Source organism: Pelomonas sp. Root1444, from assembly GCF_001426885.1.
Taxonomy (GTDB): Bacteria; Pseudomonadota; Gammaproteobacteria; order Burkholderiales; family Burkholderiaceae_C; genus Pelomonas.
Window position 1 is genome coordinate 1,070,294 of the sequence record NZ_LMFP01000028.1, and the last position, 25,874, is coordinate 1,096,167.

General features: G+C 69.0%; 20 protein-coding genes and 1 tRNA gene. 11 read left to right on the plus strand and 10 right to left on the minus strand.

The window, feature by feature from the left end:
• Window positions 1-57 precede the first annotated feature (57 nt).
• Window positions 58-735 carry a response regulator transcription factor gene (locus tag ASD35_RS22555; protein ID WP_056877157.1) on the minus strand — a complete coding sequence of 226 codons (678 nt, stop codon included), beginning with the start codon at window positions 733-735 and terminating at the stop codon, window positions 58-60.
• A 183-nt stretch (window positions 736-918) separates the two neighbouring features.
• On the opposite strand from ASD35_RS22555, the gene ASD35_RS22560 reads away from it, so the two are divergent.
• The 4 genes from ASD35_RS22560 to ASD35_RS22575 all read left to right on the plus strand — a co-directional run bounded on the left by ASD35_RS22560 (window position 919) and on the right by ASD35_RS22575 (window position 8,557).
• Window positions 919-4,059, plus strand: coding sequence for a two-component regulator propeller domain-containing protein (locus tag ASD35_RS22560; RefSeq protein ID WP_056877158.1), 3,141 nt, complete (start codon window positions 919-921; stop codon window positions 4,057-4,059).
• 251 nt (window positions 4,060-4,310) lie between these two features.
• Window positions 4,311-7,151, plus strand: a complete 2,841-nt coding sequence (locus ASD35_RS22565) for a TonB-dependent receptor domain-containing protein (protein WP_056877159.1) — start codon at window positions 4,311-4,313, stop codon at window positions 7,149-7,151.
• A gap of 61 nt (window positions 7,152-7,212) precedes the next feature.
• Window positions 7,213-7,974 carry an energy transducer TonB gene (locus tag ASD35_RS22570; protein WP_056877160.1) on the plus strand — a complete coding sequence of 254 codons (762 nt, stop codon included), beginning with the start codon at window positions 7,213-7,215 and terminating at the stop codon, window positions 7,972-7,974.
• Between the two features lies 1 nt (window position 7,975).
• Window positions 7,976-8,557, plus strand: coding sequence for a hypothetical protein (locus ASD35_RS22575; RefSeq protein ID WP_056877161.1), 582 nt, complete (start codon window positions 7,976-7,978; stop codon window positions 8,555-8,557).
• A 114-nt stretch (window positions 8,558-8,671) separates the two neighbouring features.
• On the opposite strand, the gene ASD35_RS22580 is transcribed toward ASD35_RS22575, so the two are convergent.
• From ASD35_RS22580 to cysS, 6 genes are all read right to left on the minus strand, one after another.
• A tRNA-Ser gene (locus ASD35_RS22580) sits at window positions 8,672-8,764 on the minus strand.
• Window positions 8,765-8,812: 48 nt separating this feature from the next.
• Window positions 8,813-10,090, minus strand: coding sequence for an aspartate kinase (locus ASD35_RS22585; protein WP_056877162.1), 1,278 nt, complete (start codon window positions 10,088-10,090; stop codon window positions 8,813-8,815).
• 59 nt (window positions 10,091-10,149) lie between these two features.
• Entirely contained in the window at window positions 10,150-11,454 is a 1,305-nt protein-coding gene (gene tilS, locus ASD35_RS22590) for a tRNA lysidine(34) synthetase TilS (RefSeq protein ID WP_056877163.1), read from the minus strand.
• Window positions 11,423-12,394, minus strand: a complete 972-nt coding sequence (locus ASD35_RS22595) for an acetyl-CoA carboxylase carboxyltransferase subunit alpha (protein WP_056877164.1) — start codon at window positions 12,392-12,394, stop codon at window positions 11,423-11,425. The genes tilS and ASD35_RS22595 overlap by 32 nt, the downstream gene beginning before the upstream one ends.
• Window positions 12,394-13,035 carry a DNA-3-methyladenine glycosylase gene (locus ASD35_RS22600; protein ID WP_056877165.1) on the minus strand — a complete coding sequence of 214 codons (642 nt, stop codon included), beginning with the start codon at window positions 13,033-13,035 and terminating at the stop codon, window positions 12,394-12,396. The genes ASD35_RS22595 and ASD35_RS22600 overlap by 1 nt, the downstream gene beginning before the upstream one ends.
• Window positions 13,035-14,402 (minus strand): cysteine--tRNA ligase, encoded by a 1,368-nt coding sequence (gene cysS / locus ASD35_RS22605; protein ID WP_056877166.1) that lies wholly within the window; start codon window positions 14,400-14,402, stop codon window positions 13,035-13,037. Before cysS ends, ASD35_RS22600 begins: the two co-directional genes overlap by 1 nt.
• Window positions 14,403-14,545: 143 nt before the next feature.
• On the opposite strand from cysS, the gene ASD35_RS22610 reads away from it, so the two are divergent.
• Genes ASD35_RS22610 through ASD35_RS22630 form a run of 5 tightly spaced genes read left to right on the plus strand, consistent with a single transcriptional unit; the run spans window position 14,546 to window position 17,651 of the window.
• Complete coding sequence (locus tag ASD35_RS22610) at window positions 14,546-15,061, plus strand: tetratricopeptide repeat protein (RefSeq protein ID WP_056877167.1); 516 nt, start codon at window positions 14,546-14,548, stop codon at window positions 15,059-15,061.
• Window positions 15,062-15,077: 16 nt separating this feature from the next.
• On the plus strand, window positions 15,078-15,641 hold the full coding sequence (locus ASD35_RS22615) for a peptidylprolyl isomerase (protein WP_082580365.1): 564 nt from the start codon (window positions 15,078-15,080) through the stop codon (window positions 15,639-15,641).
• Window positions 15,638-16,135 carry a peptidylprolyl isomerase gene (locus ASD35_RS22620; protein ID WP_056877169.1) on the plus strand — a complete coding sequence of 166 codons (498 nt, stop codon included), beginning with the start codon at window positions 15,638-15,640 and terminating at the stop codon, window positions 16,133-16,135. The genes ASD35_RS22615 and ASD35_RS22620 overlap by 4 nt, the downstream gene beginning before the upstream one ends.
• Complete coding sequence (locus ASD35_RS22625; protein ID WP_056877170.1) at window positions 16,132-16,878, plus strand: UDP-2,3-diacylglucosamine diphosphatase; 747 nt, start codon at window positions 16,132-16,134, stop codon at window positions 16,876-16,878. Before ASD35_RS22620 ends, ASD35_RS22625 begins: the two co-directional genes overlap by 4 nt.
• Window positions 16,878-17,651: a zinc-dependent peptidase gene (locus ASD35_RS22630; protein ID WP_056877171.1), complete on the plus strand. Its 774-nt coding sequence runs from the start codon at window positions 16,878-16,880 to the stop codon at window positions 17,649-17,651. Before ASD35_RS22625 ends, ASD35_RS22630 begins: the two co-directional genes overlap by 1 nt.
• 47 nt (window positions 17,652-17,698) lie before the next feature.
• Here ASD35_RS22630 and clpA read toward each other — a convergent pair whose 3' ends face one another.
• Window positions 17,699-20,023, minus strand: a complete 2,325-nt coding sequence (gene clpA / locus ASD35_RS22635; RefSeq protein ID WP_056877172.1) for an ATP-dependent Clp protease ATP-binding subunit ClpA — start codon at window positions 20,021-20,023, stop codon at window positions 17,699-17,701.
• The gene (gene clpS / locus ASD35_RS22640; RefSeq protein ID WP_056877173.1) at window positions 20,020-20,400 is read right to left on the minus strand and encodes an ATP-dependent Clp protease adapter ClpS; all 381 of its coding nucleotides are present in this window, start codon (window positions 20,398-20,400) and stop codon (window positions 20,020-20,022) included. Before clpS ends, clpA begins: the two co-directional genes overlap by 4 nt.
• A gap of 201 nt (window positions 20,401-20,601) precedes the next feature.
• On the opposite strand from clpS, the gene ASD35_RS22645 reads away from it, so the two are divergent.
• Together ASD35_RS22645 and ASD35_RS22650 are read left to right on the plus strand one after the other, a co-directional pair.
• On the plus strand, window positions 20,602-20,850 hold the full coding sequence (locus ASD35_RS22645; protein WP_056877491.1) for a cold shock domain-containing protein: 249 nt from the start codon (window positions 20,602-20,604) through the stop codon (window positions 20,848-20,850).
• Window positions 20,851-20,994: 144 nt separating this feature from the next.
• A complete protein-coding gene (locus ASD35_RS22650; protein ID WP_162254509.1) occupies window positions 20,995-22,989 on the plus strand; it encodes a sialate O-acetylesterase in 1,995 nt (664 codons plus the stop codon).
• A 4-nt stretch (window positions 22,990-22,993) separates the two neighbouring features.
• On the opposite strand, the gene galB is transcribed toward ASD35_RS22650, so the two are convergent.
• Window positions 22,994-25,741 (minus strand): beta-galactosidase GalB, encoded by a 2,748-nt coding sequence (galB, locus tag ASD35_RS22655; RefSeq protein WP_056877175.1) that lies wholly within the window; start codon window positions 25,739-25,741, stop codon window positions 22,994-22,996.
• Between the last annotated feature and the right edge of the window lie 133 nt (window positions 25,742-25,874).

Consider the following 25,874-nt stretch of genomic DNA (forward strand, 5'->3'; position numbering starts at 1 on the left):
GGGTTCGAGCCCTGCGAGTGAAGTCGCCTAAACACTACAGCCCACGACCTGCGCTTTTCAGCCGGCCAGTCCGTGCCGGATGGAATAGCGCACGAGGTCGCTCAGGCTGCTTTGCCCGAGCTTTTCCATCAACCGCGACTTGTAGGTGCTGACGGTGTTGGGCGCCACATTGAGTTCCGCCGCGATGTCGATCAGCGCCCTGCCCTGCACGAGGGCCACGAGCACCTGGCGCTCCCGCGCAGACAACTGTTCCAGCGGTTGGGGCACTTCGGTCTGCGGACGGATCAGCGCCGCACTCAGGGTGGGGTCGACATAGCTGCGGCCCGCGGCCACCTGGTGCACGGCCTCGATCAGCAACTCCGTGGAGATGTCCTTGGTGAGGTAACCGCGCGCGCCGGCTTCCAGCGCCCTGCGCGCGATGTGGGGATCCGCGTGCATGGTGAGCACGAGCACGGGAAGCTGTGGGTGCGCCTTCACGATGCGCTCGATCAGGTCGACGTCGGTGCAGCCCGGCATCAGCAGGTCCAGCAGCACCAGGTCCACCCCGCCTTGCTCCAATCGCGACAGCGTCTCGGACGCCGAAGCGGCCTCGCCGGCCAGTGCGATTGCGGCGTCCAGTTCGAGCACCTTGCGCAGACCTTCACGCACCAACGCGTGATCGTCAGCGATCAGCACGCGGACGCGGCCCGCTGATGCATTTGCAGAAACCCGGTTCACGTCGGCATCTTTGTTCATGGCGATTCGTCGTCGGCGCAAGCGACGCGGCTGGAATATGATTGTCGATTTTAATCTACAAACCTGGCAGCGACAGGGGCCGCGTCCTTCAGACGATGAAACACTACATTCCAAGGGGCGGCCATGCGCTGCTGGTCGGCGAGCAGGGCTGAGGCCGAACACCGACTCATGCCAGCCACGGCGATGCTCTGGCGACGGCTGGGCAGCGTGGCCTGGGCGCTGGTATGGGTGCTGGGATGCAACTGCCTGTGGGCGGCGAGTGCGTGGGAGAAGAGCGCCACACCCGTCTTCCGCCGCGCCACCCTGCCCGCCGGGCTCGCCCCGACGGCGATGCTGCAGGACCGCAGCGGGATGATGTGGATCGGCACGCAGACCGGCCTGGTGCGGTGGGACGGCCATCAGTTCCAGCGCGACTTCGGCGACCTGGCCAAGCGCGACGACCTGCGTTCCGCCAACGTCACGGCGCTGTACGAAGACGACTCAGGCCTGCTATGGATCGGTACATTCGGCAACGGCCTGCTGCGCCTGGATCCGCGAACGGGCGCCATCAAGGCCATCACGGCAGGTCCGCAAGGTTTGAGCGGGTCGCAGGTCACCGCGATGGCGGCAGACCGCCAAGGCGGACTGTGGGTGGGCACCGATCAGGGGTTGAACCGGCTGGAGCTGGCCACCGGGCGGGTGCAGCAGGATGCAGAGCACGGTATTCCGCTTGGCTTGCCGCAGAACATCGATCCGGCGGCATTGCTGCTGGACCGGCGCGGCGACCTCTGGGCCGCGATGTCCTACGGGCTTTTCGTCCTGCGCGCCGGTGCGCGCTTCTTCGAGTTGGTGCCGCTGCCGGCCGGAGACCGCCCCGCGGAGGACTTGCTCAGCCTGATCGAAGACAGCACCGGCCGGTTGTGGATCGGCACCCTCACCGCGGGCGTGTTCGTGCGGGAGCCGGCGACCGGCGTCGTCCATCGCCTGCTGGATGAACGCGGCGGCCAGGCTCACCTCGAGCAAGTGATCGGCATGGCCGACGCCGGCAACGGCGAAATCTGGCTGGGCACGACCAAAGGCATCGTGGCGGCGGACATCGCGACGCTGTCCACCCGGCGCCTGCGCCCGGACCCGGCCGGCATTGCTGCGGATGCCAGCTGGCTGCTCTTTCGTGACCGTGGCGGTTTGATGTGGGTCGGTGGCGTCGAGTCGCTCGCCGCGACGAACCCCGCGCAGCAGGCCGTGTCCACCTGGTACGCGGGCGGCGAATATCAGGCCGGCGGTGCGGCCACGCTGGTCCAGACCATCCTCGCCCGTGCCGATGGCAGCGTGTGGGTGAGTGCGCTGCGCGGCGGCGTCTCCATCATTGCGCCCGACCGCAGAACAATCCGTCGCCTGCCGACGCAGAAGGGGCGCCCCCGCCACGCGTTGCCAGAGGACGCCATCCTCGCAATGATCGAAGGTCCCGACGGACGCGTCTTCATCGGCGCAACGAACGCCTTGTACGTGGCAAGCGCCGACGGCAGCCGTGTCGAGTTGCAGGAGGCGCCCCAAATGGCGACTGCCCGGTTCACGGCGCTCTGCACGGTGGGCGGCCGGTTGTGGATTGGCGGCAACAACGGCCTGAACTACCTCGAGCTGACAGCACGCAAGCCCGCCGCCAAGCGGGTCGTGGCCAACCACCGCGTCAACTGGCTCCTCTGCGAGTCCGAAGACGAACTCCTGGTCGGCACGACACAAGGTCTGTTTCGCTACCGCCCCAGCAGCGGCGTGATGGACCAGCCCTGGCCGGAAACACCCCCCGGGCGTGCGGGCCTGTCCAGCGGATGGATCAGCGCCATCGCCAAAGACGGCCGCGGCCGCCTTTGGGTGAGCATCTACGGCGGCGGCGCCTGCCGGGTCGAGCCGGGGCGCCAGGGTGCGCAGGGGTCGGTTCGCTGCGTCGGGCACAAGGAGGGCATCACGGACAACGCGGCGAATGCCGTGGCGCTCGACGCGCAGGGCAACGCCTGGGTCAGCACGGACACCGGCCTCGCGCGCATCGATGCCGACTCGCTCAAGGTCACGCCGCTGCGGCAGACCGATGGCGTGGGCCTGCAGGCCCACGTCGCGGGAGCGGTCGCCACCACCACCGAGGGCGACCTGCTCTTCGGTGGGAAGGGGCTGACCGTCGTCCACCCGGCTCGATACCAACCGTGGACCTACAAGGCCCCGCTGGTGCTCACCGCCGTCAGTGAAGGGCAGCCGTCCACCGGCGAGATCCGGCTGGGGCCTTCCACGCGCTCGGTCCAGATGAGCTTCGCGCTGCTCGACTATTCGGCCCCTGAACAGGTGCGCTACGCCTACCGCCTGGCCGGGCTGGAACAGGCCTGGACGGACGCGCCCACCGAGTCGCGGATCGCGCGCTACAACAACATCCCGCCTGGCCACTACAGTTTTGAGGTCCGCGCACGGAACCACGGCGGCGAATGGGCCACGCAACGCTGGCCGCTGCATGTCGAGCCGGCCTGGTACGAGACCGCGCCCTTCCGCGCCGCCGTTGCCGTGGGCGTGCTGTTGGCGTTGTGGGGCGTGCTGCGCCTGCGCACGCAATGGCTCGTGCGCCGCGCCGCCTTGCTGCGCGAGCAGGTGGCTCAGCGCACGCAGGAGCTGCAGCAGCGCACCGAGCAGCTCGAGGCGTCGCGCCAGGCGCTGCGCGAGCTGGGCGCGCACAACGCCCTGTCGCTGGAGGAAGAGCGCAAGCGCGTCGCCCGCGAGCTGCACGACGAACTGGGCCAGCAGCTGGTCGCCATGCGCATGGAGATGTCGGTGCTGAAGACGCGCGCCGAAGCGGGGCAGTCGCCGGACTCGGGCCAATGGGAGCGAATGCGCGACCGCGTGGACATGCTCACCACCAGCATGCGCCAGCTGGTCATGGACCTGCGGCCGCCGGCGCTGGACGGCGGCCTGGCCCCTGCCCTGCAATGGCTGGCCGCCGAATACCAGCGCATGTCCGGCGTCACCTGCGAGGCGGCCGTCGACCCGCAGGTGCGCGCGCTGAACCCCGAGGTGAAGACCATGGTCTTCCGCGTGGCCCAGGAGTCCCTCAACAACATCGCCCGCCACGCCCGCGCGACGCATGTCCACCTCCAGCTGCAATGCAATGACAAGGGTTGGGACCTGCGCATCGACGACGACGGCGTTGGCTTCGAGACCGATCGTCCCTCGCGGGGCTTCGGGTTGCTCTCGATGGAGGAGCGGGCGCAGCTGATGGGTGGCACCCTGCGGATTGAGAGCCAGCCGGGCCAGGGCACCCACGTTCACCTGCACGTGCCGATCAGCGCCGCGACCGTCGACGCGGCGTGACAGCCGCCCGGGCGCTCGACCGCACCGCGCCATCTCGCCACCGGCTCGACGGGCCGGCTCCACGGGCCGGCGCCGCATTGCCACGCAGTTGGCGCGGTTGGCACGGCCCGCGCGCAAAAACGCAGGCATGCCCCGCCTGTTCATGAACACGCAAGAAGTCGGTCATGACTTCCTGCCCGGCCTCACGCATCGTCCTGGGCTATCGCCGACCGGCCTGTTACGGCAGGCCTTCCACCCAAGCCAGGACACCCATGAACGTTCACCGCATGTCCCACATCGCGGCAGCCATCGCCGCGCTGGCCGCTGCGCTGCCCGCAGCCGCATCCGAAGACGCCCCGCCCCAGCCCCTGCACCGCGTCGTCGTGACCGGCTCGAACATCAAGCGCATCGATGTGGAGACATCCGACCCCGTGACCGTCCTGCGGCGCGCCGACATCGAGCGCTCCGGCGCCACGACGCTGGCCGGCTTTCTGCAATCGCTGCCCTGGACCACGGACTCCCTGACCGACGTCGGCGGCAGCACCGCGTTCGCCAGCGGCGCCACGTCCACCGCACTGCGCCACCTCGACCAGCAGTCGACCCTCGTGCTGCTCAACGGCCGCCGTGTCGCGCCGTTCGGCCTGGCGGACTTCGCCCAGTTCTTCACCAACATCGACACGCTGCCGCTCGATGCGATCGAACGCATCGAAATCCTGAAAAGCGGCGCCTCGGCGGTCTATGGCTCCGACGCCGTGGCCGGCGTGGTCAACATCATCACGCGCCAGAACTACCAGGGCTTCGAGGCCGGGGCAGACATGGGGCGGTCGCTGAACAGCCGCTCCTTCGGCGAACGCGGCTTCCATGCCACGGCCGGCATCGGCGACTTCGACACCGACGGCTTCAACGTGACCGCATCGGTGCAGCACTACCGCCGCGACCCGGTGGTCTGGCGCGACGTGGTCGACCGCGTCAGCGAGGGCTGGCGCAACACCCTGCCGCAAGGCAACGAGCAACTGTCGTTCTACAGCTTCCCCGGCAACATCGCACCGGCCAACACCACCAACTGGCACGCGGTGTCCGGATGCGATGCCAGCCTGACGATCGACGGCCTGTGCTGGTATGACCGTTACAAGGGCTTCGAAGCCCAGCCCGCGGCCAACCGCACCAATCTGTTGATCTCGGCCAAGGCCGCGATCGCACCGGGCGTCGAGGGCTTCGCCGAGCTCTTGTGGGCGCGCACGAAGACAGACTACCTGTGGTACCAGGCGCTCTACGACAGCCTCGACCCCGCGACGAGCTGGGCCGACCCCAGGACGGGCACCGCGCAGTCGTTCTCGTTCTTCATGCTGCCGCCGACGCATCCGCTGAACGACACCGGTGACTACGCCGCGCTGGCCTACCGCTTCGCCGACGTCAAGGCCGGCCAGACGGCATCCGCCAGCAACTACCGCCTGGTCACCGGCCTGCGGGGCAGCGCTGGCGGCTATGACTGGGAAACCTCGGTGGCCTTCCTCGGCTCCAAGGCGTCGCAACGTGCGCAGGGCATTGCCTTCAGCAACAGCGGGTTCCGCCAGACCATCGGCGGGACGACCGACCTCAGCGACCGGACATCGGCCATCGACCCGGACTTCTTCAACATCTCCAACGGCTACCGGCTGGGCAAGCGCAACAGCCAGGCGGTGATCGACGCGCTGTTCCCGACGCTGGGTTCCACCGGCAAGCTCACCCAGACGGCTCTGGACGGCAAGATCTCCGGCGAGCTGGCCCAGCTGCCGGCCGGCCCGATGAGCTTCGCCGCGGGATACGACCTGCGCCATGAGCGCTCGGTCATCACGCCCACCGACAACGTGCAGAACGGCGACATCGTGGGCTACGCCTACGCGCAGACCCGTGCCTCGCGGACCTTCGGCGCCGTCTTCGGCGAGCTGGACATCCCGGTCGTGCAGACGCTGAACGCCCAGGTGGCCGCGCGCATCGACAAGTTCCCCGGTTTCGGCGCCCACCTCTCGCCCAAGATCGGCCTGCGCTACCAGCCCACGCAGGACCTGCTGCTGCGCGGCACCGCCGAAAGCGGCTTCCGCGCACCCAACCTGGTGGAAGCCGGGACCTCGACCAAAACCGCCTTCGAGAGCGGCATCCAGGACCCGAAGCGCTGCCCCGGCGGCCAAAGTTACGCCGACGACCTGACCGCACAGGCTGCGGCCCTGCCCGCCGGCGACCCGGCCCGGGCCGGCCTCAAGGCGCTCGCCGAGCGGGCTCTCGCCCAATGCGACGCCAATGCGGTGAGCGTGATCAGGAACAACCCGTCCCTGAAGCCGGAGGTCTCGCGTGGCTACTCGTTCGGCACGCTGTTCGAACCCATGCAACGCACCAGCGTCACGCTGGACTACTGGAGCCTGAGCCGCAAGAACGAGATCCGGTTCACGGGCACCAGCCAACTGCTGGAGCAGGAGGGTCAGTTGCCGCCCGGCGTGGCGGTCCAGCGCGCACCGCTGAGCCAAGACCCGGTCTTCAACACCGTGCAACTGCGGCAGCAGTACGGCATCACGGTGGGGCAGCTGCTGAAAGTGGAGAACCGGTTCGAGAACACCTCCCGCACCCGCACCGACGGGGTGGACTTCGGCGTGAAGACCAGCGTCGACACGCCCGTCGGCGACCTGGAGCTCAACCTGATGGGCACCTGGCTCAACCGGTTCCAGGCCTACAGCACGGCGCGCGGCGGCTATGGCGACAACCTGGCTGGCCGGTACGGCTATTCCCGCGTGAGTGCCAGCTTCAGCGGCGCGCTCACCACCGGTGCCGTCCTCAACGGCCTGAAGCTGAGCTACCGCAGCGGCACGTCGCTGCAGGGTGACTACTACGACAGCGGCTGGGACGCGCAGGGCTGCGCCGCGCGACAGCTCTCGTCCGGCGCCTGCCGCCTGCCGGCCTATGTGCGCACCGACTACTTCTTCAGCTACAGCGGCGTTCGCAACCTGACGTTGAGCGCCTACGTCAGCAACGTGTTCAACCGCGCAATGGCGGTCGACCGCAGGGCCATAGACGTCACCCCTTCGGTCGAGGACGCGCAGCGCCGCAGCCTGCACGTCTCCGTCAACTACAAGTTCTTCTGAACGAGATGGGGGAGAAAGGCAGGTGCCGCGCGCCGGCCTTTCGACCGCCGCGAAAGTCCACATGAATCCATCGCACTTCGCCACGCTGCAGCGCCGCCTCTGCGGCGTCATGCTCTTGTGCGCAGGCGGCGGCATGCAGGCCGCCATGGCGCAGGCCCCTGCGGCGGCCGACCCCCGATTCGCCCCGGCCGCCGAGCGCGCCCGCCAGGAGGGCGACAAGGTCCTCATGCGGATCCTTCGCGACGGCGCCACGGCCAAGCGGATCGGCCCCGCCGCCGCTCCTGAACCCGCCGCGCCGGCGCCCACGCAAGCCCCGGCGGGAAAGCCGGCGGCCGGCACCGTGGTCTCGACCAGCAAGCCCCCCGAGCGAGCCGCTCCCGCCCAGCGCAAACCCGCGGCCGTCGCCGAAGCCGCACCCGCGCCGGCGGCTGAGTCCCCGCCCAGTGCCGCCGCGATGCCACCGAACACCCAGGCAGCAAGCGCGCCATCGCTGCCGCTGCCGCCCGTGCCCCTACCGCCAAAGGCCGCTGCCGCCGCGCCGGCCCAGGAGGAGGAAGAGCCTCCGCTGGTCCTGGTGCACCAGGTCGAACCGGCGTTCCCGGTGACGATCCTCAGGCGCCAGAAAAAGGGCGGCGTGGTGGTGCGCTTCGTCGTGCAGCCCGATGGCAGCGTCACGCAGCCCGAAGTCGTGAAGAGCTCCAACCCCTACCTCAACCCCCATGCCATCCAGGCCGTGGCCCAATGGAAGTTCCAGCCGCTGCCTCGCGAGCAGCCGGCGACGGCCGAACTGAGCTTCGACCTGCGGCAGACGTTGTCGGAGTGACATGACGATCCGCCTTCCCAAGCCGGCCCCGTCGTCGAGCGACTGCTCGCTGCAAAGGGCCACCGCACTGCTGGCGACCGCCGACGATCACAGCTGGGACGAACTGCTGCCCCTCGTCGAGCATCTGGAACATCACGACCTGGATGCCTGGCAGACCGTGGCGGTGGCCACGCTGGAAACCATGGTCGCCCGCAACGCCTGCGAGGCGCTGGGACGGGACCCGTGGAGTTCGGTGGCGCCGCTGACGACGTGCTTGCTGCACGGCCTGGCTTCCCACACCCCGCAAGACCCCCGCCGCGCCGTTCGGGCCGTGCGCGCGTTGTTCACCCAATTGAGCGCCGCAGAGCCGATCACCTGGCCCGACGGCCTGCCGGGCGCCGTTGCCAGCCTGGCCGCATGCTGGGACGGCTTCGGCACCGAGCTGATCGCCGGGTTTGCTCAAACAGTTGATCGCCCGCGCCTGCTGGAACTGCTCACCTGCAAGCGCACCACCCGACGGGAACTCAGGTCCTTGCGCTGCATCGCAGCGGACAGGGTGTTCGTAGAGGTGATCGACGCTGCATTGAAGACCGCAGCGCGATAGAAGCCCGCTGACGCTGGGGCGAGCAACCTCGTCGACGAGGCTTTGCACAGCGCCGAAGTGGAGCTGGAGGGACAAAAAAAAACGGGCCGCGAGGGCCCGTATTTGCTTGTGCTTTGGCGGAGTCGGAGGGATTCGAACCCTCGATGCAGGTTTTGCCCACATACTCCCTTAGCAGGGGAGCACCTTCGGCCACTCGGTCACGACTCCAGCACAGCCACGCATTCTATATCAGCGCGGCAGTGATCCTCGCAGAAATCAGGCTGCTGTCGCCGCTTCCTGGTCCAGGTCAAAGGCCTTGTGCAGCGCGCGCACGGCCAGTTCCATGTACTTCTCGTCGATGACGACGCTGGTCTTGATCTCGCTCGTGGAGATCATCTGGATGTTGATGCCCTCCTCGCTCAGCGCCCGGAACATCTTGCTGGCCACACCGACATGCGAGCGCATGCCGATGCCGACGATGGACACCTTGCAGATCTTCGGGTCGCCGACGACCTTGGCGGCGTTGGTCGCCGGGCCGACGGTGTTCTGCAGCAGGTCCATCGTGCGCGCATAGTCGTTGCGGTGCACGGTGAACGAGAAGTCGGTCTTGCCGTCGTGCGAGACGTTCTGGATGATGACGTCGATGTCGATGTTGGCCTCGGCGACCGGGCCGAGGATCTGGAAGGCGATGCCGGGCTTGTCGGGCACGCCCAGCAGCGTCACCTTGGCCTCGTCACGGTTGAAGGCAATGCCCGACACGACGGCTTGTTCCATTTTTTCGTCCTCTTCAAAACTGATCAGGGTGCCGGACTTGGCTTCCTCGTTGATGTCGATGTCCCAGGGCGTGAAGCTGGACAGCACGCGCAGCGGCACGCGGTACTTGCCAGCGAACTCCACCGAGCGGATCTGCAGGATCTTGGAGCCCAGCGACGCCATCTCCAGCATCTCTTCGAAGCTGATGGTGTGCAGGCGGCGCGCCTCGGGGACGATGCGCGGGTCGGTCGTGTAGACGCCGTCCACGTCGGTGTAGATCAGGCACTCGTCGGCCTTCATCGCCGCGGCGATGGCGACGGCCGAGGTGTCCGAGCCGCCACGGCCCAGCGTCGTGACGTTGCCCACCGGGTCGATGCCCTGGAAGCCGGTGATGACGACCACCTTGCCGGCTGCCAGGTCAGCACGCACGCGGGTATCGTCGATGCTTTCGATACGTGCCTTGGTGTACGAGGAATCGGTCGCCACCGGCACCTGCCAGCCGGCATAACTGACCGCTTCCATGCCTTCGGCCTGCAGCGCGATGGCCAGCAGGCCCACCGAGACCTGCTCCCCGGTGGCGGCGATCGCGTCCATCTCGCGCATCACGGCGGGGGTCTGGCTGCCCGGCGACAACTCCTTGGCCAACCCCAGCAGGCGGTTGGTCTCCCCGCTCATCGCCGAAGGCACGACCACCATCTGGTGGCCTGCGCGAGCCCATTTGGCGACGCGCTTGGCCACGTTGCGGATGCGATCGGTGGACCCCATCGAGGTACCGCCGTATTTGTGGACGATCAGAGCCATGTGTTTGAGCGAAGGCTGAAGGTGAGACGCCGGGACGGCATGCTCGCAAACCCCCGATTTTATGCGCCGCCCTGGCCGTCGCCTTCGCTCTGCGGCAAGGCTGCGTCCTCCAGCCAGCGCACAGCAAGCTGCGGCGCATCTTTTGCGGCGAAGGCACGCGCATCCATGCCCAGGCCGGCGATAGCCACGAGCTGCCCATCCGCGTCGAAGAGCAGCGGCCCGCCGCGTCGCCAGGGCGGCAGGCCGGCCTCCTGGCAGGCCTTCTTCAGGCTGCGTGGCGACGAGCCGGGCGCGCGCTGGAACTGCTCGGCGCCCGCGCGGCTGCGTTGCACCAGGCGTGCCAGGCGGTCGGGCGCGATGCCGGGCGTGGCCGCCTCGACGAGCCAGCTGCCGCGCCAACCCGGCTGTGGAAAGCGTCCAGGCCGGCCGAGGTCGATCTCGGCAGGTGCCGGCGCGTGGCCGGGCGCCTCGGCCCAGAACAACCCGTCGCGATAGGCGTGCAACGCGCCGCCTGGTGCCGGCCAGCTCAGCGTCCCGCCCGGCCGCCATTCGGACAACAGGCGCCCGACGAGGCTGGCCGGCGCGGCCGTGTGCCGCGCCAGCCAGGCGCGCAAGGCGTTGCTGGCGCGGGCGGGTGACAGCCGGGCGAGCGCCGCCAGGTTCAGGCGCTCGGGGCCAGACAGCGTGGCGAGGTCGGCCGCGGCGACCTCCTCGGCCAGTTCGTTGGCCTGCTGCGCCCAACGCGCCGCCTGCGCGAGGCCGGCCTCCGCCGTGGGGAAAGCGGGCCACAAGGTCTGGCGCAGCCGGTTGCGTGCATAGCGGGCGTCGCCATTGCTCGGGTCTTCGATCCAGCGCAGCCCGTATTGCTCGGCGTAGGCGAGGATGGCCTCGCGGGGTTGGTCCAGCCACGGCCGCGCCCAGCAGACGCCTTCGCGCCACTGCGCACGCGGCATGCCGGCCAGGCCGGCGGTGCCGGCGCCGCGCAAGGCCTGCAGCAGGAAGGTCTCGGCCTGGTCGCGGCGGTGATGGGCCAGCAGCAGCAGGTCGGCACCGGCCGCCGTCGCCATGTCGTGCAGCGCGTGATGCCGACCGGCGCGGGCCCAGGCTTCGACGCTCTCGCCACACGCGGGCGCGCCGGTCAGCCGCTCGCAGGCGAATTCGGCACCGAACTCGAGGGCGACGCGCTCGCAGTGCGCGGCCCAGTCGTCGGCCTGGGGTTGCAACCCATGGTGAACGTGGCAGGCGAGCACGCGCGCGCCCGAACGGGCGGCGACGTGCAGCAGCGCGGTGGAATCGAGGCCGCCGCTGAAGGCGACCGCGACCCGTTCAGGTTCAGCGGTTCTTGGTGTCGCTGAAGCGGCCATAGGCCTGGACGCGCTCGTAGCGGCGGTCCAGCAGCTCGCGCGTCTTGAGGTCGCTGACCTGGCGCAGCGCGTCGGACAGCGCGCGCTTCAGGTTGGACGCCATCTGCTTGGCGTCGCGATGCGCGCCGCCCACCGGCTCGCTGACGATCTTGTCGATCAGGCCCAGCGCCTTCAGGCGGTGCGCGGTGATGCCCAGCGCTTCGGCCGCGTCGGAGGCGCGCTCGCTGCTCTTCCACAGGATGGACGCGCAGCCCTCTGGCGAGATGACGGAGTAGGCCGCGAACTGCAGCATCAGCACCTGATCGGCCACGCCGATGGCCAGGGCGCCGCCGGAGCCGCCTTCGCCGATGACGGTGGCGATGATGGGCACCTCGAGCTGCGCCATCTCGAGGATGTTGCGGCCGATGGCCTCGCTCTGGCTGCGCTCCTCGGCACCGATGCCGGGGTAGGCGCCCATGGTGTCGATGAAGGTGAAGACCGGCAGGCCGAACTTCTCGGCCAGTTTCAGCAGGCGCAGCGCCTTGCGGTAGCCCTCGGGGCGCGGCATGCCGAAGTTGCGCAGCGTGCGCTCCTTGGCGTCGCTGCCGCGCTGGTGGCCGATGACCATGCAGGCCTGGCCGTTGAAGCGCGCAAGGCCGCCGACGATGGCCGCGTCGTCCGCGAAATGGCGGTCGCCGTGCAGCTCCTGGAACTCGGTGAAGACTTCCGAGCAGTAGTCCAGCGTCTGCGGGCGCTGCGGGTGACGGGCGATCTGGTAGACCTGCCACGGCGCCACGCTGGCGTAGACCTCTTTGGTCAGCTGCTGGCTTTTCTTGGAGAGGCGGTCGATCTCTTCGGAGATGTCGACGGCCGACTCGCTTTGCACGTAGCGCAGCTCTTCGATCTTGGTTTCAAGCTCCGCGATGGGCTGCTCGAATTCCAGAAAGTGTTTTTTGCTCATCAGTAGTCCACAGGTAGCGGATCGAGGCTGCGCCAAATGTACCAAACCGCTACCGAGCGGAAAGGTGCCCAGGCGTCGCCAACTTCGCGTGCCTCGGCGCGCGACACGGGCTCGCCGGAGAAATAGTTCTGGCTGATGCCCTTCAGCAGGCCGATGTCATCCAGCGGCATCACATTGGGGCGCATCAGGTGGAAGATCAGGAACATCTCGGCCGTCCAGCGGCCAATGCCGCGGATGGCGACCAGCTCCTCGATGATGGCTTCGTCGTCCATCTGCGCCCATTGACGCACGTGGACCTGGCCCGCATCGAAGTGCTTGGCAAGGTCGCCCAGGTATTCCACCTTGCGGGCGGACAGGCCGGCCGCGCGTTGCTCCTCCACACCCAGCGCCAGCACGGCCGCGGGCTGGAGCTTGGGCATCAGCGTGGTCCAGCGGGTCCAGACGGACTGCGCGGCCTTGACCGAGATCTGCTGCCCGACGATGGAGCGGGCCAGCGTGGCGAAGGCGTCGCCGCGCGTCTGCAGGCGAGCCTCGCCGAACTGCGGGATGAGCTTCTTCATGACCCGGTCCCGCTTGGCCAGGTGCTTGCAGGCCTCGTCCCAATAGTCCGGCGTGACCTCGACGGGCGTCTTGGTGGCCATCAGCTTTTGACCCAGGTCGTGCCGCCGGCACCGTCCTTCAGCGTGATGCCTTGGGCCGCCAGTTCGGCGCGGATGGCGTCGGCACCGGCAAAGTCCTTGGCGGCCTTGGCCGCGGCGCGCGCCGCGATGCGTTCCTCGATCCAGGCACTGTCGTCCGACCCGCCTTGCAAGTAGGCGCGCGGCACCTGCTGCAGGATGCCCAGCACGCCGGCCAGCGCCTTCAGCAGACCGGCACGCTGCGGCGAACGGTCGCGGTTGACCTCGTTGACGAGGTCGAACAGCACGGCGATGGCGCCGGGCGTGCCGAAGTCCTCGTCCATGGCCGTCTTGAAGGCGGCGGCGCTGGGCTCGGTCCAGTCGATGGTGACGTCAGCCGGCGGGACGGCGTCAAGCGCCGTGTACAGGCGCGCCAGCGCGGTGCGCGCGTCTTCCAGATGGGCGTCGCTGAAATTGAACGGCCGGCGGTAGTGCGTGCGCAGCATGAAGAAGCGCAACGTCTCGCCGTCGAACTTCTTCAGCACGTCGCGGATGGTGAAGAAGTTGCCCAGGCTCTTGGACATCTTCTCGCCGTCGACGTTCAGGAAGCCGTTGTGCAGCCAGTACTTCGCAAAGTCGTAGCCGGCGCCCTCGCTCTGCGCGATCTCGTTCTCATGGTGCGGGAACTGCAAGTCGGTGCCGCCGCCGTGGATGTCGAAGCTTTCGCCGAGCAGCGCGCAGCTCATCGCCGAGCACTCGATGTGCCAGCCGGGGCGGCCCTCGCCGAAGGGTGCGGGCCACTTGGCGTCGGCCGGCTCCTCGGCCTTGGCGGCCTTCCAAAGCACGAAATCCAGCGGGTCCAGCTTGCCGTCGTCCACCGCCACGCGCTCGCCGGCGCGCAGGTCGTCGATGCTCTTGCCGCTCAATTTGCCGTAGCCATCGAACTTGCGCACGGCGTAGTTCACGTCGCCGCCCTCGGCCCGGTAGGCCAGGCCGCGTTCTTCAAGGCGCCCGATCAGCGACAGCATCTGCGGCACGTATTCGGTCGCGCGTGGCTCGTGGTCGGGGCGCAGCAGCCCCACGGCGGCGAAGTCCTCGTGCATCGCGGCCGTCATCTCTTCGGTGAGCTGGCGGATCGTGATGCCGCGCTCGACGGCGCGCTTGATGATCTTGTCGTCGATGTCCGTCACGTTGCGCACGTAGGTGACGCCATAACCACTGGCGCGCAGCCAGCGGTAAATGACGTCGAACGCCATGTTCATGCGCAGGTGCCCCATGTGGCACAGGTCGTAGACGGTGATGCCGCACACGTACATGCGCACCTGGCCCGGCACAAGCGGCTGAAAGTCTTCGAGGGTGCGGCTGAGGGAGTTGTGGACGCGCAGGGACATGGGACAGAAAGCGAGGGGCGACCCCCTAGGAGCCACCAACAAGAAGCCCCGCACCGGGGGCGGCCAGGCGGGGCTCATAGAATGAAATCAGTATAGCGGCCGACCCCCAAGCCGCCTTTTCTGCCGCCCCCGCGACAACCCTCATGCGCCTGCCCCTCCCTGCCCTTGTGCTGCTGCTTGCCCTGGCCTCGGTGCCGGCCCGCGCCGAAGACCTCGCCAGCGCTCAGCGCCTGTGGCTGGCCGGCCAGAAGACCCAGGCTGTCGAACAGGTCGAACAGGCGCTGACCCGCACGCCGGAGGACCTGCAGTTGCGCTTCGCGCTCGGCGTCATGCGCATGGAGCTGGGCGAACGCGAGAAGGCGCGCGCCATCTTCACCCGGCTCACGCAGGACTTTCCCGACCTGGCCGACCCCTACAACAACCTCGCCGTGCTGCACGCCGCCGCCGGCGAGCTGGACGAGGCCCAGGCTGCGTTGGAGCAGGCATTGCGCCTGCAACCCGAACACGCCCAGGCGCAGGAGAATCTCGGCGATGTGCTGCTGCGGCTGGCGCTGCGCGCCTACCAGCGCGCGCAGAAGGCCGCCGTCGCGCCGACCGATGCACTGGCCGGCAAGATCACTCGCACGCTGGCACTGACCCGCGACCTGCGCTCCCGCTGACCCTCCACACCCCATCATGACGAAGACGATCTCCTTCCTCCTCGCCGGCCTGCTGGCCGCAAGCGCCGCCGCGGCCCAGACGGTCAAGCTGCAGACGACAGAGGGCGACATCCGCATCGAGCTCGACGCCGCCAAGGCGCCCAAGTCGGCCGCCAACTTCGTGCAGTACGTGAAGGCCGGCCACTACAACGGCGTGCTCTTCCACCGCGTCATCGACGGCTTCATGATCCAAACCGGCGGCTACGACGCCAAGCTCAACCAACGCCCCACCAAGGCGCCGATCCCGCTCGAATCGCACAACGGCCTGTCCAACGTGCGCGGCAGCGTCGCGATGGCGCGCACCGACCATCCGCACTCGGCCACCTCGCAGTTCTTCATCAACGTCGCCGACAACGTCCGGCTCGACGGCGACCCGGGCAATCCGGCCAGCGGCTATGCCGTCTTCGGCCAGGTCGTCGAGGGCATGGACGTCGTCGACAAGATCCGCGCCGCAGAGATCGCACCCAACGGCATCCACCAGCATTTCCCGGTCAAGCCCATCTTCATCACCAAGGCTCTCGTCGAGCCTGTCAAAAAATGAGCCAAGTCAAACTCACCACCAACCACGGCGACATCCTCATCGAACTGGATGTCGAGAAGGCGCCGCTGTCCGTCGCCAACTTCCTGAACTACGTCCGCAAGGGCCACTACGACGGCACGGTGTTCCACCGCGTCATCAAGGGCTTCATGATCCAGGGCGGCGGCTTCGAAGAGGGCATGAAGCAAAAGCCCACCGACGCGCCCATCCAGAACGAGGCCAACAACGGCGTCAAGAACGCCCACTACACGCTGGCGATGGCGCGCACCAATGCGCCCCACTCCGCCACCGCGCAGTTCTTCATCAACACGACCAACAACGGCTTCCTGGACTTCAAGTCGGAATCGCCTTCCGGCTGGGGCTATGCCGTGTTCGGCAAGGTCGTCGAGGGCCAGGACGTCGTCGACAAGATCGAGAAGGTCAAGACCAGCCGCTCCGGCTTCCATGACGACGTGCCGGTCGAGGCCGTCGTCATCCAGAAAGCCGTCGAAGTTTGATCCACACGCTGACGGCCCCGGCCAGCTGGGAGCAGGTCGACCTGCTCTCGGACCTGCACCTGGGGCCGGACACGCCCGCCACGCTTGAACGGCTGGCGCGTCATCTGGCCGAGACGCCCGCACAAGCGGTGCTGCTGCTGGGCGACATCTTCGAGGTCTGGGTCGGTGACGACGCGCGCGGCGAGCCCTTCGAGGCGGGCGTCGTGCGGCTGCTGCGCGAAGCCTCGCAGCGCGTGGCGCTGTTCTTCATGCCCGGCAACCGCGACTTCCTCGTCGGCCCAGCCCTGCTGGCCGACGCGGGCATGGCCGCCCTGCCCGACCCCACCGTGCTCGACGCCTTCGGCCAGCGCTGGCTGCTGGCGCATGGCGATGCGCAATGCCTGGACGACACCGCCTACCATGCCTTTCGCCGCCAGGTGCGCTCGCCCGCATGGCAGGCGCAGGTGCTGGCCCAGCCGCTGACCGCCCGCCAGGCGCTGGGACGGCAGATGCGCGAAGGCAGCCGGGCGGCCCAGGCGGCGCAGCTGATGGCCACCGACCTGGATGCCCAAGCCTGCCGTGCGCTGCTGTGCGAGGCGGGCGCGACGACCATGATCCACGGCCACACCCACCGGCCTGCCGAGCATGACCTCGGCGGTGGATTGCGGCGCGTCGTGCTGTCCGACTGGGACCTGGACGCGACGCCGCCACGCGGCGACGTCATCCGCCTGTCCGCCGCCGGCCTGCAACGGCTGCCGTTGTGATGCTGAAGGCCCTGCGGCACTGGCGCGAGGAGCGCGCCGCACGCCGCCACGCGATTCCCGATGCGCTGTGGCAGCTGACGCTGCTGCGCTATCCCTTCCTCAGCCAGCGCAGCGATGACGATCTGGCGGAGCTGCGCCGCCTGTCCAGCCTCTTCCTGTCGGCCAAGGAGTTCCACGGCGTCGGCGGCTTCGAGGTCACCGACGAGGTCGCGGTGGCCGTAGCGGCCCAGGCCTGCCTGCCGGTGCTACGGCTGGGCTTGAGCTGGTACGACGGCTTCGTCGGCATCGTCATGCACGAGGGTGAAGTCGTCGCGCAGCGGCGCTACGAGGACGAGGACGGCATCGTCCACGAGTACGACGAGGAACTGGCCGGCGAGGCGATGGAGGGCGGGCCGCTGATGCTCGCCTGGAACGCCATCGCGGTCAGCAACGACCCGGCCGCGTTCGGCACCGACGAGGTCTTCAACGTCGTCATCCACGAGTTCGCCCACGTCATCGACATGCGCGACGGCCTGGCCGACGGCGTGCCGCCGCTGGACTCCGCCGCGCGCGAGCGCTGGATCGAGGTGATCGACGCCGAGTGGGAGAAATTCTGCGGGCGCATCGATGCCGGCGAGGACACGCTGATCGACCCCTACGGCGCCGAGGCCGTGGAGGAGTTCTTCGCGGTGGCGGTGGAGGCTTTCTTCGTCGCGCCGGCCGCGATGCGCGCCGAGGAGCCCGCGATGTACGAATTGCTGGCCGGCTTCTTCAGACAGGACCCGGCCGGCTGAACGAAAAAGGGACGCCGAGGCGTCCCTTCTGCGATTGAACCGGCCGCTCAGGCCGTCGCCGGCTCCGCCTTGGGCTTGCCGTCCTTGCTGGGCTTGGGCGGCGTCGGCTGGATGTCCAGCACCGTCTCGCCCTTCTCGTCCACGTCCACACCCAGGCGGCCGCCATCGACCAGCTTGCCGAACAGCAGCTCGTCGGCCAGCGCGCGGCGGATGGTGTCCTGGATGAGGCGCTGCATCGGCCGCGCGCCCATCAGCGGGTCGAACCCCTTCTTGGCGAGATGCTTGCGCAGCGCGTCGGAGAAGCTGACCTCGACCTTCTTCTCCTGCAGCTGGCTTTCCAGTTGCAGCAGGAACTTGTCGACCACGCGCAGGATGATTTCCTCGTCCAGCGGGCGGAAGGACACGATGGCGTCCAGGCGGTTGCGGAACTCGGGCGTGAACAGGCGCTTGATGTCGGCCATCTCGTCGCCCTGCTGGCGCGAGTTGGTGAAGCCGATGGTGGCCTTGTTCAGCGCCTCGGCGCCCGCGTTCGTCGTCATGATGATGATGACGTTGCGGAAGTCGGCCTTGCGCCCGTTGTTGTCCGTCAGCGTGCCGTGGTCCATGACCTGCAGCAGCACGTTGAAGACATCCGGGTGCGCCTTCTCGATCTCGTCCAGCAGCAGCACCGCGTGCGGCTTCTTCGTGACGGCCTCGGTCAGCAGGCCGCCCTGGTCGAAACCGACATAGCCCGGAGGCGCACCGATCAGGCGGCTGACGGCGTGGCGCTCCATGTACTCCGACATGTCGAAGCGGATCAGTTCGATGCCCAGGATGTAGGCGAGCTGCTTGGCCACTTCGGTCTTGCCGACGCCCGTGGGGCCGCTGAACAGGAACGAGCCCACCGGCTTGTCCGGCCGGCCCAGGCCCGAGCGCGCCATCTTGATGGCGGCGGCCAGCGCATCGACGGCCGGGTCCTGGCCGAACACGACGCTCTTCAGGTCGCGGTCCAGCGTCTTGAGCTTGCTGCGGTCGTCGCTGTTGACGGACGCGGGCGGGATGCGCGCGATCTTGGCGACGATGTCCTCGACCTCCACGCGCGTGATGGTCTTCTTCTGCTTGCTCTTGGGCAGGATGCGCTGCGCGGCACCGGCCTCGTCGATGACGTCGATGGCCTTGTCCGGCAGGTGGCGGTCGTTGATGTACTTGGCCGACAGCTCCGCCGCTGCCTGCAGCGCGCCCAGCGCGTACTTGACCGAGTGGTGCTCCTCGAAGCGGCTCTTGAGGCCCTTGAGGATCTCGATGGTCTGCTCCACCGACGGCTCGGCCACGTCGATCTTCTGGAAGCGCCGGCTCAGCGCCGCGTCCTTCTCGAAGATGCCGCGGTACTCGGTGAAGGTGGTCGCACCGATGCACTTCATCGCGCCGCTGGACAGCGCCGGCTTGAGCAGGTTGCTCGCGTCCAGCGTGCCGCCCGACGCCGCGCCGGCGCCGATCAGCGTGTGGATCTCGTCGATGAAGAGGATGGCATGTGGCTGGTCCTTCAACGCCTTCAGCACCGCCTTCAGGCGCTGCTCGAAATCGCCGCGGTACTTGGTGCCTGCCAGCAGCGCGCCCATGTCCAGCGAGTAGACGACGGAATCGGCCAGCACTTCGGGCACTTCGCCTTCGGTGATCCGCCAGGCCAGGCCCTCGGCGATGGCCGTCTTGCCGACACCGGCCTCGCCCACCAGCAGCGGGTTGTTCTTGCGGCGGCGGCACAGCACCTGCACGACGCGCTCGACCTCGGACTCGCGGCCGATCAGCGGGTCGATCTTGCCGTCCTTGGCCTGCTGGTTCAGGTTCTGCGTGAACTGCTCCAGCGGCGACGCCTTGGCATTGCCACCCTCGCCTTCCTCGCGCTCACCCTCCTGGGCCTGGCCCTGCCCTTCCGGCGCCTTGGGCGGCTCGGGGTCGGTCTTCTTGATGCCGTGGGCGATGAAGTTGACGACGTCCAGGCGCGTGACGCCCTGCTGGTGCAGGTAGTAGACGGCGTGCGAATCCTTCTCGCCGAAGATGGCGACGAGCACGTTGGCGCCGGTCACTTCCTTCTTGCCGCTGCCCGTGCTCTGCACGTGCATGATGGCGCGCTGGATGACGCGCTGGAAGCCCAGCGTCGGCTGGGTGTCCACCTCGTCGCTGCCGCCCACCATGGGCGTGTTTTCCTTGATGAACTGCGTCAGGCTCTTGCGCAGGTCGTCCAGGTTGGCCGCACAGGCGCGCAGCACCTCCGCGGCGCTGGGGTTGTCGAGCAGCGCGAGCAGCAGGTGCTCGACGGTGATGAATTCGTGCCGCTGCTGGCGTGCTTCGACAAACGCCATGTGCAAACTGACTTCAAGCTCTTGCGCAATCATGCGGCCTCCATAATGCACTGCAGGGGGTGGCCGGCACGCCGTGAGGCGGCCAACACCAGCTCCACCTTGGTCGCGGCGACGTCCTTGGTAAAGACACCGCAGACCCCGCGACCCTCGTGGTGGATTTTGAGCATGATCTGCGTCGCCGTATCGAGGTCATGCCGGAAAAATTCCTGCAGAACCATGACAACAAACTCCATCGGGGTGAAATCGTCGTTCAGCAGCAGGACCTGGTAGAGCCGCGGAGGCTCGGTTTTCTGCGTCTGGCGCTCGACGACCACCGCCCCGTCGCCCTCGTCGCGGCCCGGCTTCACAGGAGGCACGGGCGGCGGCGGAACCGACTGGTTTTGCGTTGAAAAGACGGGGAGCACAGGCATGTCGGGATTCTATCGACGGGGGTATTTCCCTCGGGAGGGCCAGCAATCCCCGCGACCGTCGGCAATTGGCGCCGCTGCGCGGAATTGCAAGCGCCCCCGGGTCAACCCGGCCGGGAAGGTCCCGAATTGACGCCATTGTTCACGTCACCAGAATCTGCCTCCGCCTCCCCTGGAGGTGCCACAGAAAATGGAGACAACATGATGGCGCTGGGCAAAGTCAAGTGGTTCAACGATGCCAAGGGCTTTGGATTCATCGAGCCGGACGCCGGCGGCGATGACGTCTTCGCTCATTTCTCGGCGATCCAGATGGAAGGTTTCCGGACGCTGAAGCAGGGCAGCCAGGTGCAGTTCGACCTCGTGCAGGGCCCTAAGGGGCAGCTGGCCCAGAACATCACGCCGATGGAGGCCGCGCGTGCCGCCGAGCCGCAGCCGCAACCGCTGGCGTCTTGAACGCAGCGCCGGCGCTGTCTGACTGCACACCGGTCCGCTGGCGCGGGCCGCCCCGGGCCTCATAGGCTCATGACCCCCGCCTCGACGGCGTCCGAGGCGCGCCGTGCGCTCGAAGCCATCGAGCACTGCACCCGGACCAATTTGATGACCGCTGCGCCTTCCTCGCCCCTTGGACCGCGCCGCTGGCTGCTGCCGCTGGCACTGGCCCTGGCCGCCACCAGCACGCAGGCCGAGGTGCGGCTCGCGAACATCTTCGGCGAGCACATGGTGTTGCAGCGCGAGCAGCCCATCCGCCTGTGGGGATGGGCGACGCCCGGGCAGACGCTCGCCGTGCAACTGGCCGGGCGCCAGGCCAGCGTGCGCGTGCCGGCCGACGGCCGCTGGGCCGTGCGGCTCGCGGCGCTGCCGGCGGGTGGCCCGCACCGGCTGATCGTTGCCGGCGACCAGCGCATCGAGCTGAAGGACGTGCTGGTCGGCGACGTCTGGCTGCTGGGCGGCCAGTCCAACATGGAATGGCCGCTGTCGGCCACCGACACCGGCCCGCAGGAAGACGGCAGCCCGCAGAACCCGCAGCTGCGGCATCTGCGCGTCCCGCTGCGAGCCAGCCTGCAGCCACAGGCCGACATTGCGCCGGCCGACTGGGCGGTCGCGGAAGCGGGCAAGGTGGGCAGCTTCAGCGCGGTGGGCTATCACTTCGCGCGCCGGATGCAGCTTGCGCAGGGCGTGCCCATCGGTCTCGTCAACACCGCCTGGGGCGGTTCCCATCTGGAGACCTGGGTGCGCCAGGACGCCGCGCTGGCTGACCCCGAACTGGCCGGCGCGGTGCGCGCACTGCCGGCCGACGTGAACCAGTTCACTCGATTGCGCCGTCAGCAGATCGAAGCGCGGTTGCAGCGCTGGCAGCCCGGGCTGCCCTGGACGGGCGTGGATACGCGCCGCTGGTCGGAAGCCGGCGACATCGACATCGACATCGACGCCGACTGGCCGACGCTGCAGGCGCCACAGGTCTGGGAAAGCCAGGGGCTTGCCGATCTCGACGGCATCGTCTGGATGCGCCGGCGCATCGAGATGAGCCCGAGCCAGGCGGCCGGCGCGGCCAGCCTGCACCTGGCCAAAGTGGACGACTGCGACGAGGTCTGGGTCAACGGCCAGCGCGTGGGCGGCCAGTGCGGCTACGAACGATCGCGCCGCTATGAGGTCGCGCCGGGGCTGCTGAGGGCCGGTGCCAACTGGATCGCGGTGCGCATCACCGACACCGGCGGTGGCGGGGGCTTCCACGGCGACGCCGCAGCGATGCGCCTGGACACGCCCGCCGGCGCGGTGCCGCTGGCCGGCACCTGGCGCGCGCGCGTGGCCGAGCCGCGGGTGGCCACGGAACCCACCGCGAACGACGCGCCGACGCTGGCGCACAACGGCCTGATCGCGCCGCTGCAAGGCCTGCCTTTGCGCGGCGTGCTCTGGTACCAGGGCGAGAGCAACACCGGCCGGGCGGCGGCGTACGCGGGCGGCTTCCAGCGCTTGATCCAGGACTGGCGTGGTCAATTCCAGCAGCCGCAACTGCCCTTCCTCTTCGTGCAGCTGGCGTCCTTCCTGCCGCTGCAGGACAACCGGCTGGGCGAAGGCGGCTGGGCCGAACTGCGCGACGCGCAGGCGCAAGCGCTCAAGCTGCCCCACACCGGCATGGCTGTCGCCATCGACGTGGGCGACGCCAACGACATCCACCCGCGCAACAAGCGCACGCTGGGTGACCGCCTGGCAGCACTGGCCCTGCACGACATGGGGCTGCGCGAAGCGCCGGCCAGCGGCCCCCGCCTTGCGCGCAGCGAGGTCAGGGGCAAGGAACTGTGGCTGCAGTTCAGCGCCACGGCCGGCGGGCTGCGCACAGCCCGGGCCGGCGAGGCCTTGCACGGCTTTGCGCTGTCCGGTGCCGACCGCCGCTTTTTCGCGGCGCAGGCACGCATCGACGGCGACCATGTGGTGCTGAGCAGCCCTGACGTGCCCGTGCCGGTGGCGGCACGCTATGCCTGGGTCGACAACCCGAGCGAGTCCAACCTCGTGGCCGGCGACGGCCTGCCCGCCGCGCCGTTTCGCAGCGACGACTGGGCGCTGCCGTCGCAGGGCAAGCGCTACCCGGAGTAAGGCTTCAGCGGCTGCGCAACGTCAGCTCGGCGGGCGCCAGGCCGTCGGCTTCGGCGCGCAGCTTGAACGCACCCGCCTCGCCGCGGCGGCCACGCACGATGACCAGGGCCTGCCCGCTGAACGTCCGGCGGCTGGTGGCCACAAAGGGCTCGAAGCTGGTGGCGTCGCCGTTGTCGGTGGCGACGATCTCGCCCGGGCCGTCGACGCTGAAGCGCACGCGCGGCGCGGCGCGGGGCACCGTGCTGCCCGCCGCGTCGGCGATGCGCACGGTGACGAAGCTCAGGTCGCTGCCATCAGCGGCGATATCGGCACGGTCCGCAGCCAGCGCGAGCTGGCTGGCCTCGCCCGCCGTCGCGACGCTCGCCGTCGCCCAGGGCTGGCCATGCCGGTAGGCCACCAGCTTGAGTTCGCCGGGCTCGTACACCACGTCGTCCCAGCGCAGGCGGTACTCCAGCGGTCCCTTCTTGCGCCGCCCCAGGGATCGGCCGTTGAGGAACAGCTCCGCCTCGTCCCCGCTGGTGAAGGCGTGCACCGGCGTGACCTGTCCAACGCGCTCGGGCCAGGTCCAGTGCGGGAGCAGGTGGGCCATCGGCAGCCCGGGCCGCCAGCGCGACTGGTACAGCCAGTAGCGGTCCTTGGGGAAGCCGGCAAGGTCCACGATGCCGGAGTAGGAGCTGCGCGAGGCGTAGTAGGGCGTGGGCTCGCCGAGGTAGTCGAAGCCGGTCCACACGAACTCGCCCGCCACATAAGGATGGCGGTCCAGCGCCGCGAACACCTTGTCGGCGGAGGCGCCGAAGTCCACCGCATGCAGCTCGTAGGCGCTGACCTGACGGCTTGCCGAGTCGCCGCCGCGGCCGTCGCGGGTGATGGCGCTGTTCGCCGGTGTGACCGGGAAGAGGTAAACGCCGCGGCTGCTGAAGGCGGAGGCCGTCTCACTGCTGAGGATGAGCTTGTCCGGGAACTTCGCGTGGAACAGCGGGTACTGCGGCGGGGTGCGGATGCGGTCCGTGCCCTCGAACTCCGGGTCCTGGCGTATGCCCTCGCCCTGATAGTTCAGGCCGATGACGTCAACCTCGGCGGGCAGCGGCATGTCGGACTTGGCGTAGTTCATCGCCATCGTCGTGGGCCGCGTCGGGTCCTCCTCGCGGGCGATCTCGTGCAGGCGGCGCGCCACCGCCGCGCCGTCGGTGCCGGTGTACTGCTCGCCCACCTCGTTGCCGATGCTCCACAGGATCACCGACGGGTGGTTGCGGTCGCGGCGCAGCATGGCGCGCAGGTCGGGCTCGTGCCAGTCCGGGAAGACGAGGTGGAAGTCCAGCGGCGTCTTCTTGCGCTCCCAGGAATCGAAGATCTCGTCGACGACCAGGAAGCCCATGCGGTCGGCCAGCTCCAGCAGTTCGGTCGCCGGCGGGTTGTGCGCCATGCGCAGCGCATTGGCGCCCATGGCCTGCAGGATCTCCAGCTGCCGCTCGGCGGCGCGCACGTTGAACGCCGCGCCCAGCACGCCCAGGTCGTGATGGTTGTTGACGCCGTTCAGCCGCACCGGCTGGCCGTTCACGTGCAGGCCGGTGTCGGGGTCGAAGCGCAGCGAGCGGATGCCGAAGCGGGTCTCGTAGCGGTCCACCACCCGGCCGTCGCGCTTCACCCGCGTGACGGCCACATAGCGGTGGGGCTGCTGCTGCGGCCTGGGCCCCCACAAGCGCGGCTTGGCGATGCGGGCTGCGCCGGCCGCCACGCGCTGCCCGCACGCCGGCACGACGAGGCCCGCCCGGCTGATGCGCGCCACCGCGCCGCCGTGACGGCGGCCTTCGACGTCCAGCGCAAAGAACTCGGTCGCCACGTCCACGCGGGCGTCGCTGCGCCCGCCGTTGTCGACACGGACTTCCAGCGCCACGGTGGCCTGTTCAGCGGAGACCTGCGGCGTGCGCACCTGGGTGCCCCAGTGCGCAACGTGGACGGGATCGGTCTTGGTCAGCCAGACCTTGCGGTACAGCCCCGCGCCGGGATACCAGCGGGCGGACTCCGGCGGGTTGTCCAGCCGGATGGCCAACTGGTTCACGCCGCCGGGCTGGACGTAGGGCGTCAGGTCCAGCCGGAATGATGTGTAGCCATAGGGCCAGCCGCCGACCAGCTTGCCGTTGAGCCAGACCGTGGCGTACGACATCGCGCCGTCCACATCCAGAAAGATCGCGCGCCCGCGGTCGGCGGCCGTGATGTCGAGCTTCCTGCGGTACCAGACGGGGCCCCAGGTCTGCAGCCGCCCCATGCCGCCATAGGGGCCGGTCTCCAGGAAGGGCCCCTCGATGGCCCAGTCGTGCGGCAGCGTGACGGCGCGCCAGCCGCTGTCGTCGAAGCCGGCCTGCACGATGGGCAGGTCGCCGCCCGGGTGCCCTGGCGGGCGGACGTGGCGGCGGGCCGGGTCCTTGATGAAGGCGTTGGCGCTGGGCAGCACCCAAGGCTTGAGCACGCCGTCGCGCGGGCCCTTGGCCCGCTGGGCTTCCTCGGGCTGGGCGTCGGCCACCTTGCCGTCGGCCGACTGCACGACCTCGGGCCGCAGGTCGTACATCAGCCGCGCCGTGGCGCCGGCCGGGTCGCCACGCTGGAAGCGCCAGCCGGTCTCTAGGTCGATGCGCTCGCGCGGCGACAGCTGCTCATGGGCCCGGTCGGGCAGCAGCCGTTGGGCGGCGGCGGGCAGTGCGGCCATCAACAGCAGGGCCAGGCCTGCGGCGGCGCGCCACGGGTTGCGGGGCATCGAGCGTCTCCTGAGTGCTTGTTGACGACGGCGGGCTCAGCGGTGAACCGCCTGGGCATGCCAAGGTGGCGCCGTCGAGCCAGGAGCCGTCCGTGGAGCACCTTCGCGGGCCCGCAGTATGCGGGCCCGCCCC

What these genes read in the sequence shown, in the direction of transcription:
- ASD35_RS22600 (WP_056877165.1), bottom strand. Translation starts at nt 13,035, where the DNA reads ATGGCCACCAAGACGCCCGTCGAGGTCACGCCGGACTATTGGGACGAG.
- ASD35_RS22610 (WP_056877167.1), top strand. Translation starts at nt 14,546, where the DNA reads ATGCGCCTGCCCCTCCCTGCCCTTGTGCTGCTGCTTGCCCTGGCCTCG.
- ASD35_RS22650 (WP_162254509.1), top strand. Translation starts at nt 20,995, where the DNA reads ATGACCGCTGCGCCTTCCTCGCCCCTTGGACCGCGCCGCTGGCTGCTG.
- ASD35_RS22555 (WP_056877157.1), bottom strand. Translation starts at nt 735, where the DNA reads ATGAACAAAGATGCCGACGTGAACCGGGTTTCTGCAAATGCATCAGCG.
- tilS (WP_056877163.1), bottom strand. Translation starts at nt 11,454, where the DNA reads ATGGCCGCTTCAGCGACACCAAGAACCGCTGAACCTGAACGGGTCGCG.
- ASD35_RS22575 (WP_056877161.1), top strand. Translation starts at nt 7,976, where the DNA reads ATGACGATCCGCCTTCCCAAGCCGGCCCCGTCGTCGAGCGACTGCTCG.
- ASD35_RS22620 (WP_056877169.1), top strand. Translation starts at nt 15,638, where the DNA reads ATGAGCCAAGTCAAACTCACCACCAACCACGGCGACATCCTCATCGAA.
- ASD35_RS22565 (WP_056877159.1), top strand. Translation starts at nt 4,311, where the DNA reads ATGAACGTTCACCGCATGTCCCACATCGCGGCAGCCATCGCCGCGCTG.
- clpS (WP_056877173.1), bottom strand. Translation starts at nt 20,400, where the DNA reads ATGCCTGTGCTCCCCGTCTTTTCAACGCAAAACCAGTCGGTTCCGCCG.
- cysS (WP_056877166.1), bottom strand. Translation starts at nt 14,402, where the DNA reads ATGTCCCTGCGCGTCCACAACTCCCTCAGCCGCACCCTCGAAGACTTT.
- ASD35_RS22645 (WP_056877491.1), top strand. Translation starts at nt 20,602, where the DNA reads ATGGCGCTGGGCAAAGTCAAGTGGTTCAACGATGCCAAGGGCTTTGGA.
- ASD35_RS22615 (WP_082580365.1), top strand. Translation starts at nt 15,078, where the DNA reads ATGACGAAGACGATCTCCTTCCTCCTCGCCGGCCTGCTGGCCGCAAGC.
- galB (WP_056877175.1), bottom strand. Translation starts at nt 25,741, where the DNA reads ATGCCCCGCAACCCGTGGCGCGCCGCCGCAGGCCTGGCCCTGCTGTTG.
- ASD35_RS22595 (WP_056877164.1), bottom strand. Translation starts at nt 12,394, where the DNA reads ATGAGCAAAAAACACTTTCTGGAATTCGAGCAGCCCATCGCGGAGCTT.
- ASD35_RS22570 (WP_056877160.1), top strand. Translation starts at nt 7,213, where the DNA reads ATGAATCCATCGCACTTCGCCACGCTGCAGCGCCGCCTCTGCGGCGTC.
- clpA (WP_056877172.1), bottom strand. Translation starts at nt 20,023, where the DNA reads ATGATTGCGCAAGAGCTTGAAGTCAGTTTGCACATGGCGTTTGTCGAA.
- ASD35_RS22560 (WP_056877158.1), top strand. Translation starts at nt 919, where the DNA reads ATGCTCTGGCGACGGCTGGGCAGCGTGGCCTGGGCGCTGGTATGGGTG.
- ASD35_RS22630 (WP_056877171.1), top strand. Translation starts at nt 16,878, where the DNA reads ATGCTGAAGGCCCTGCGGCACTGGCGCGAGGAGCGCGCCGCACGCCGC.
- ASD35_RS22585 (WP_056877162.1), bottom strand. Translation starts at nt 10,090, where the DNA reads ATGGCTCTGATCGTCCACAAATACGGCGGTACCTCGATGGGGTCCACC.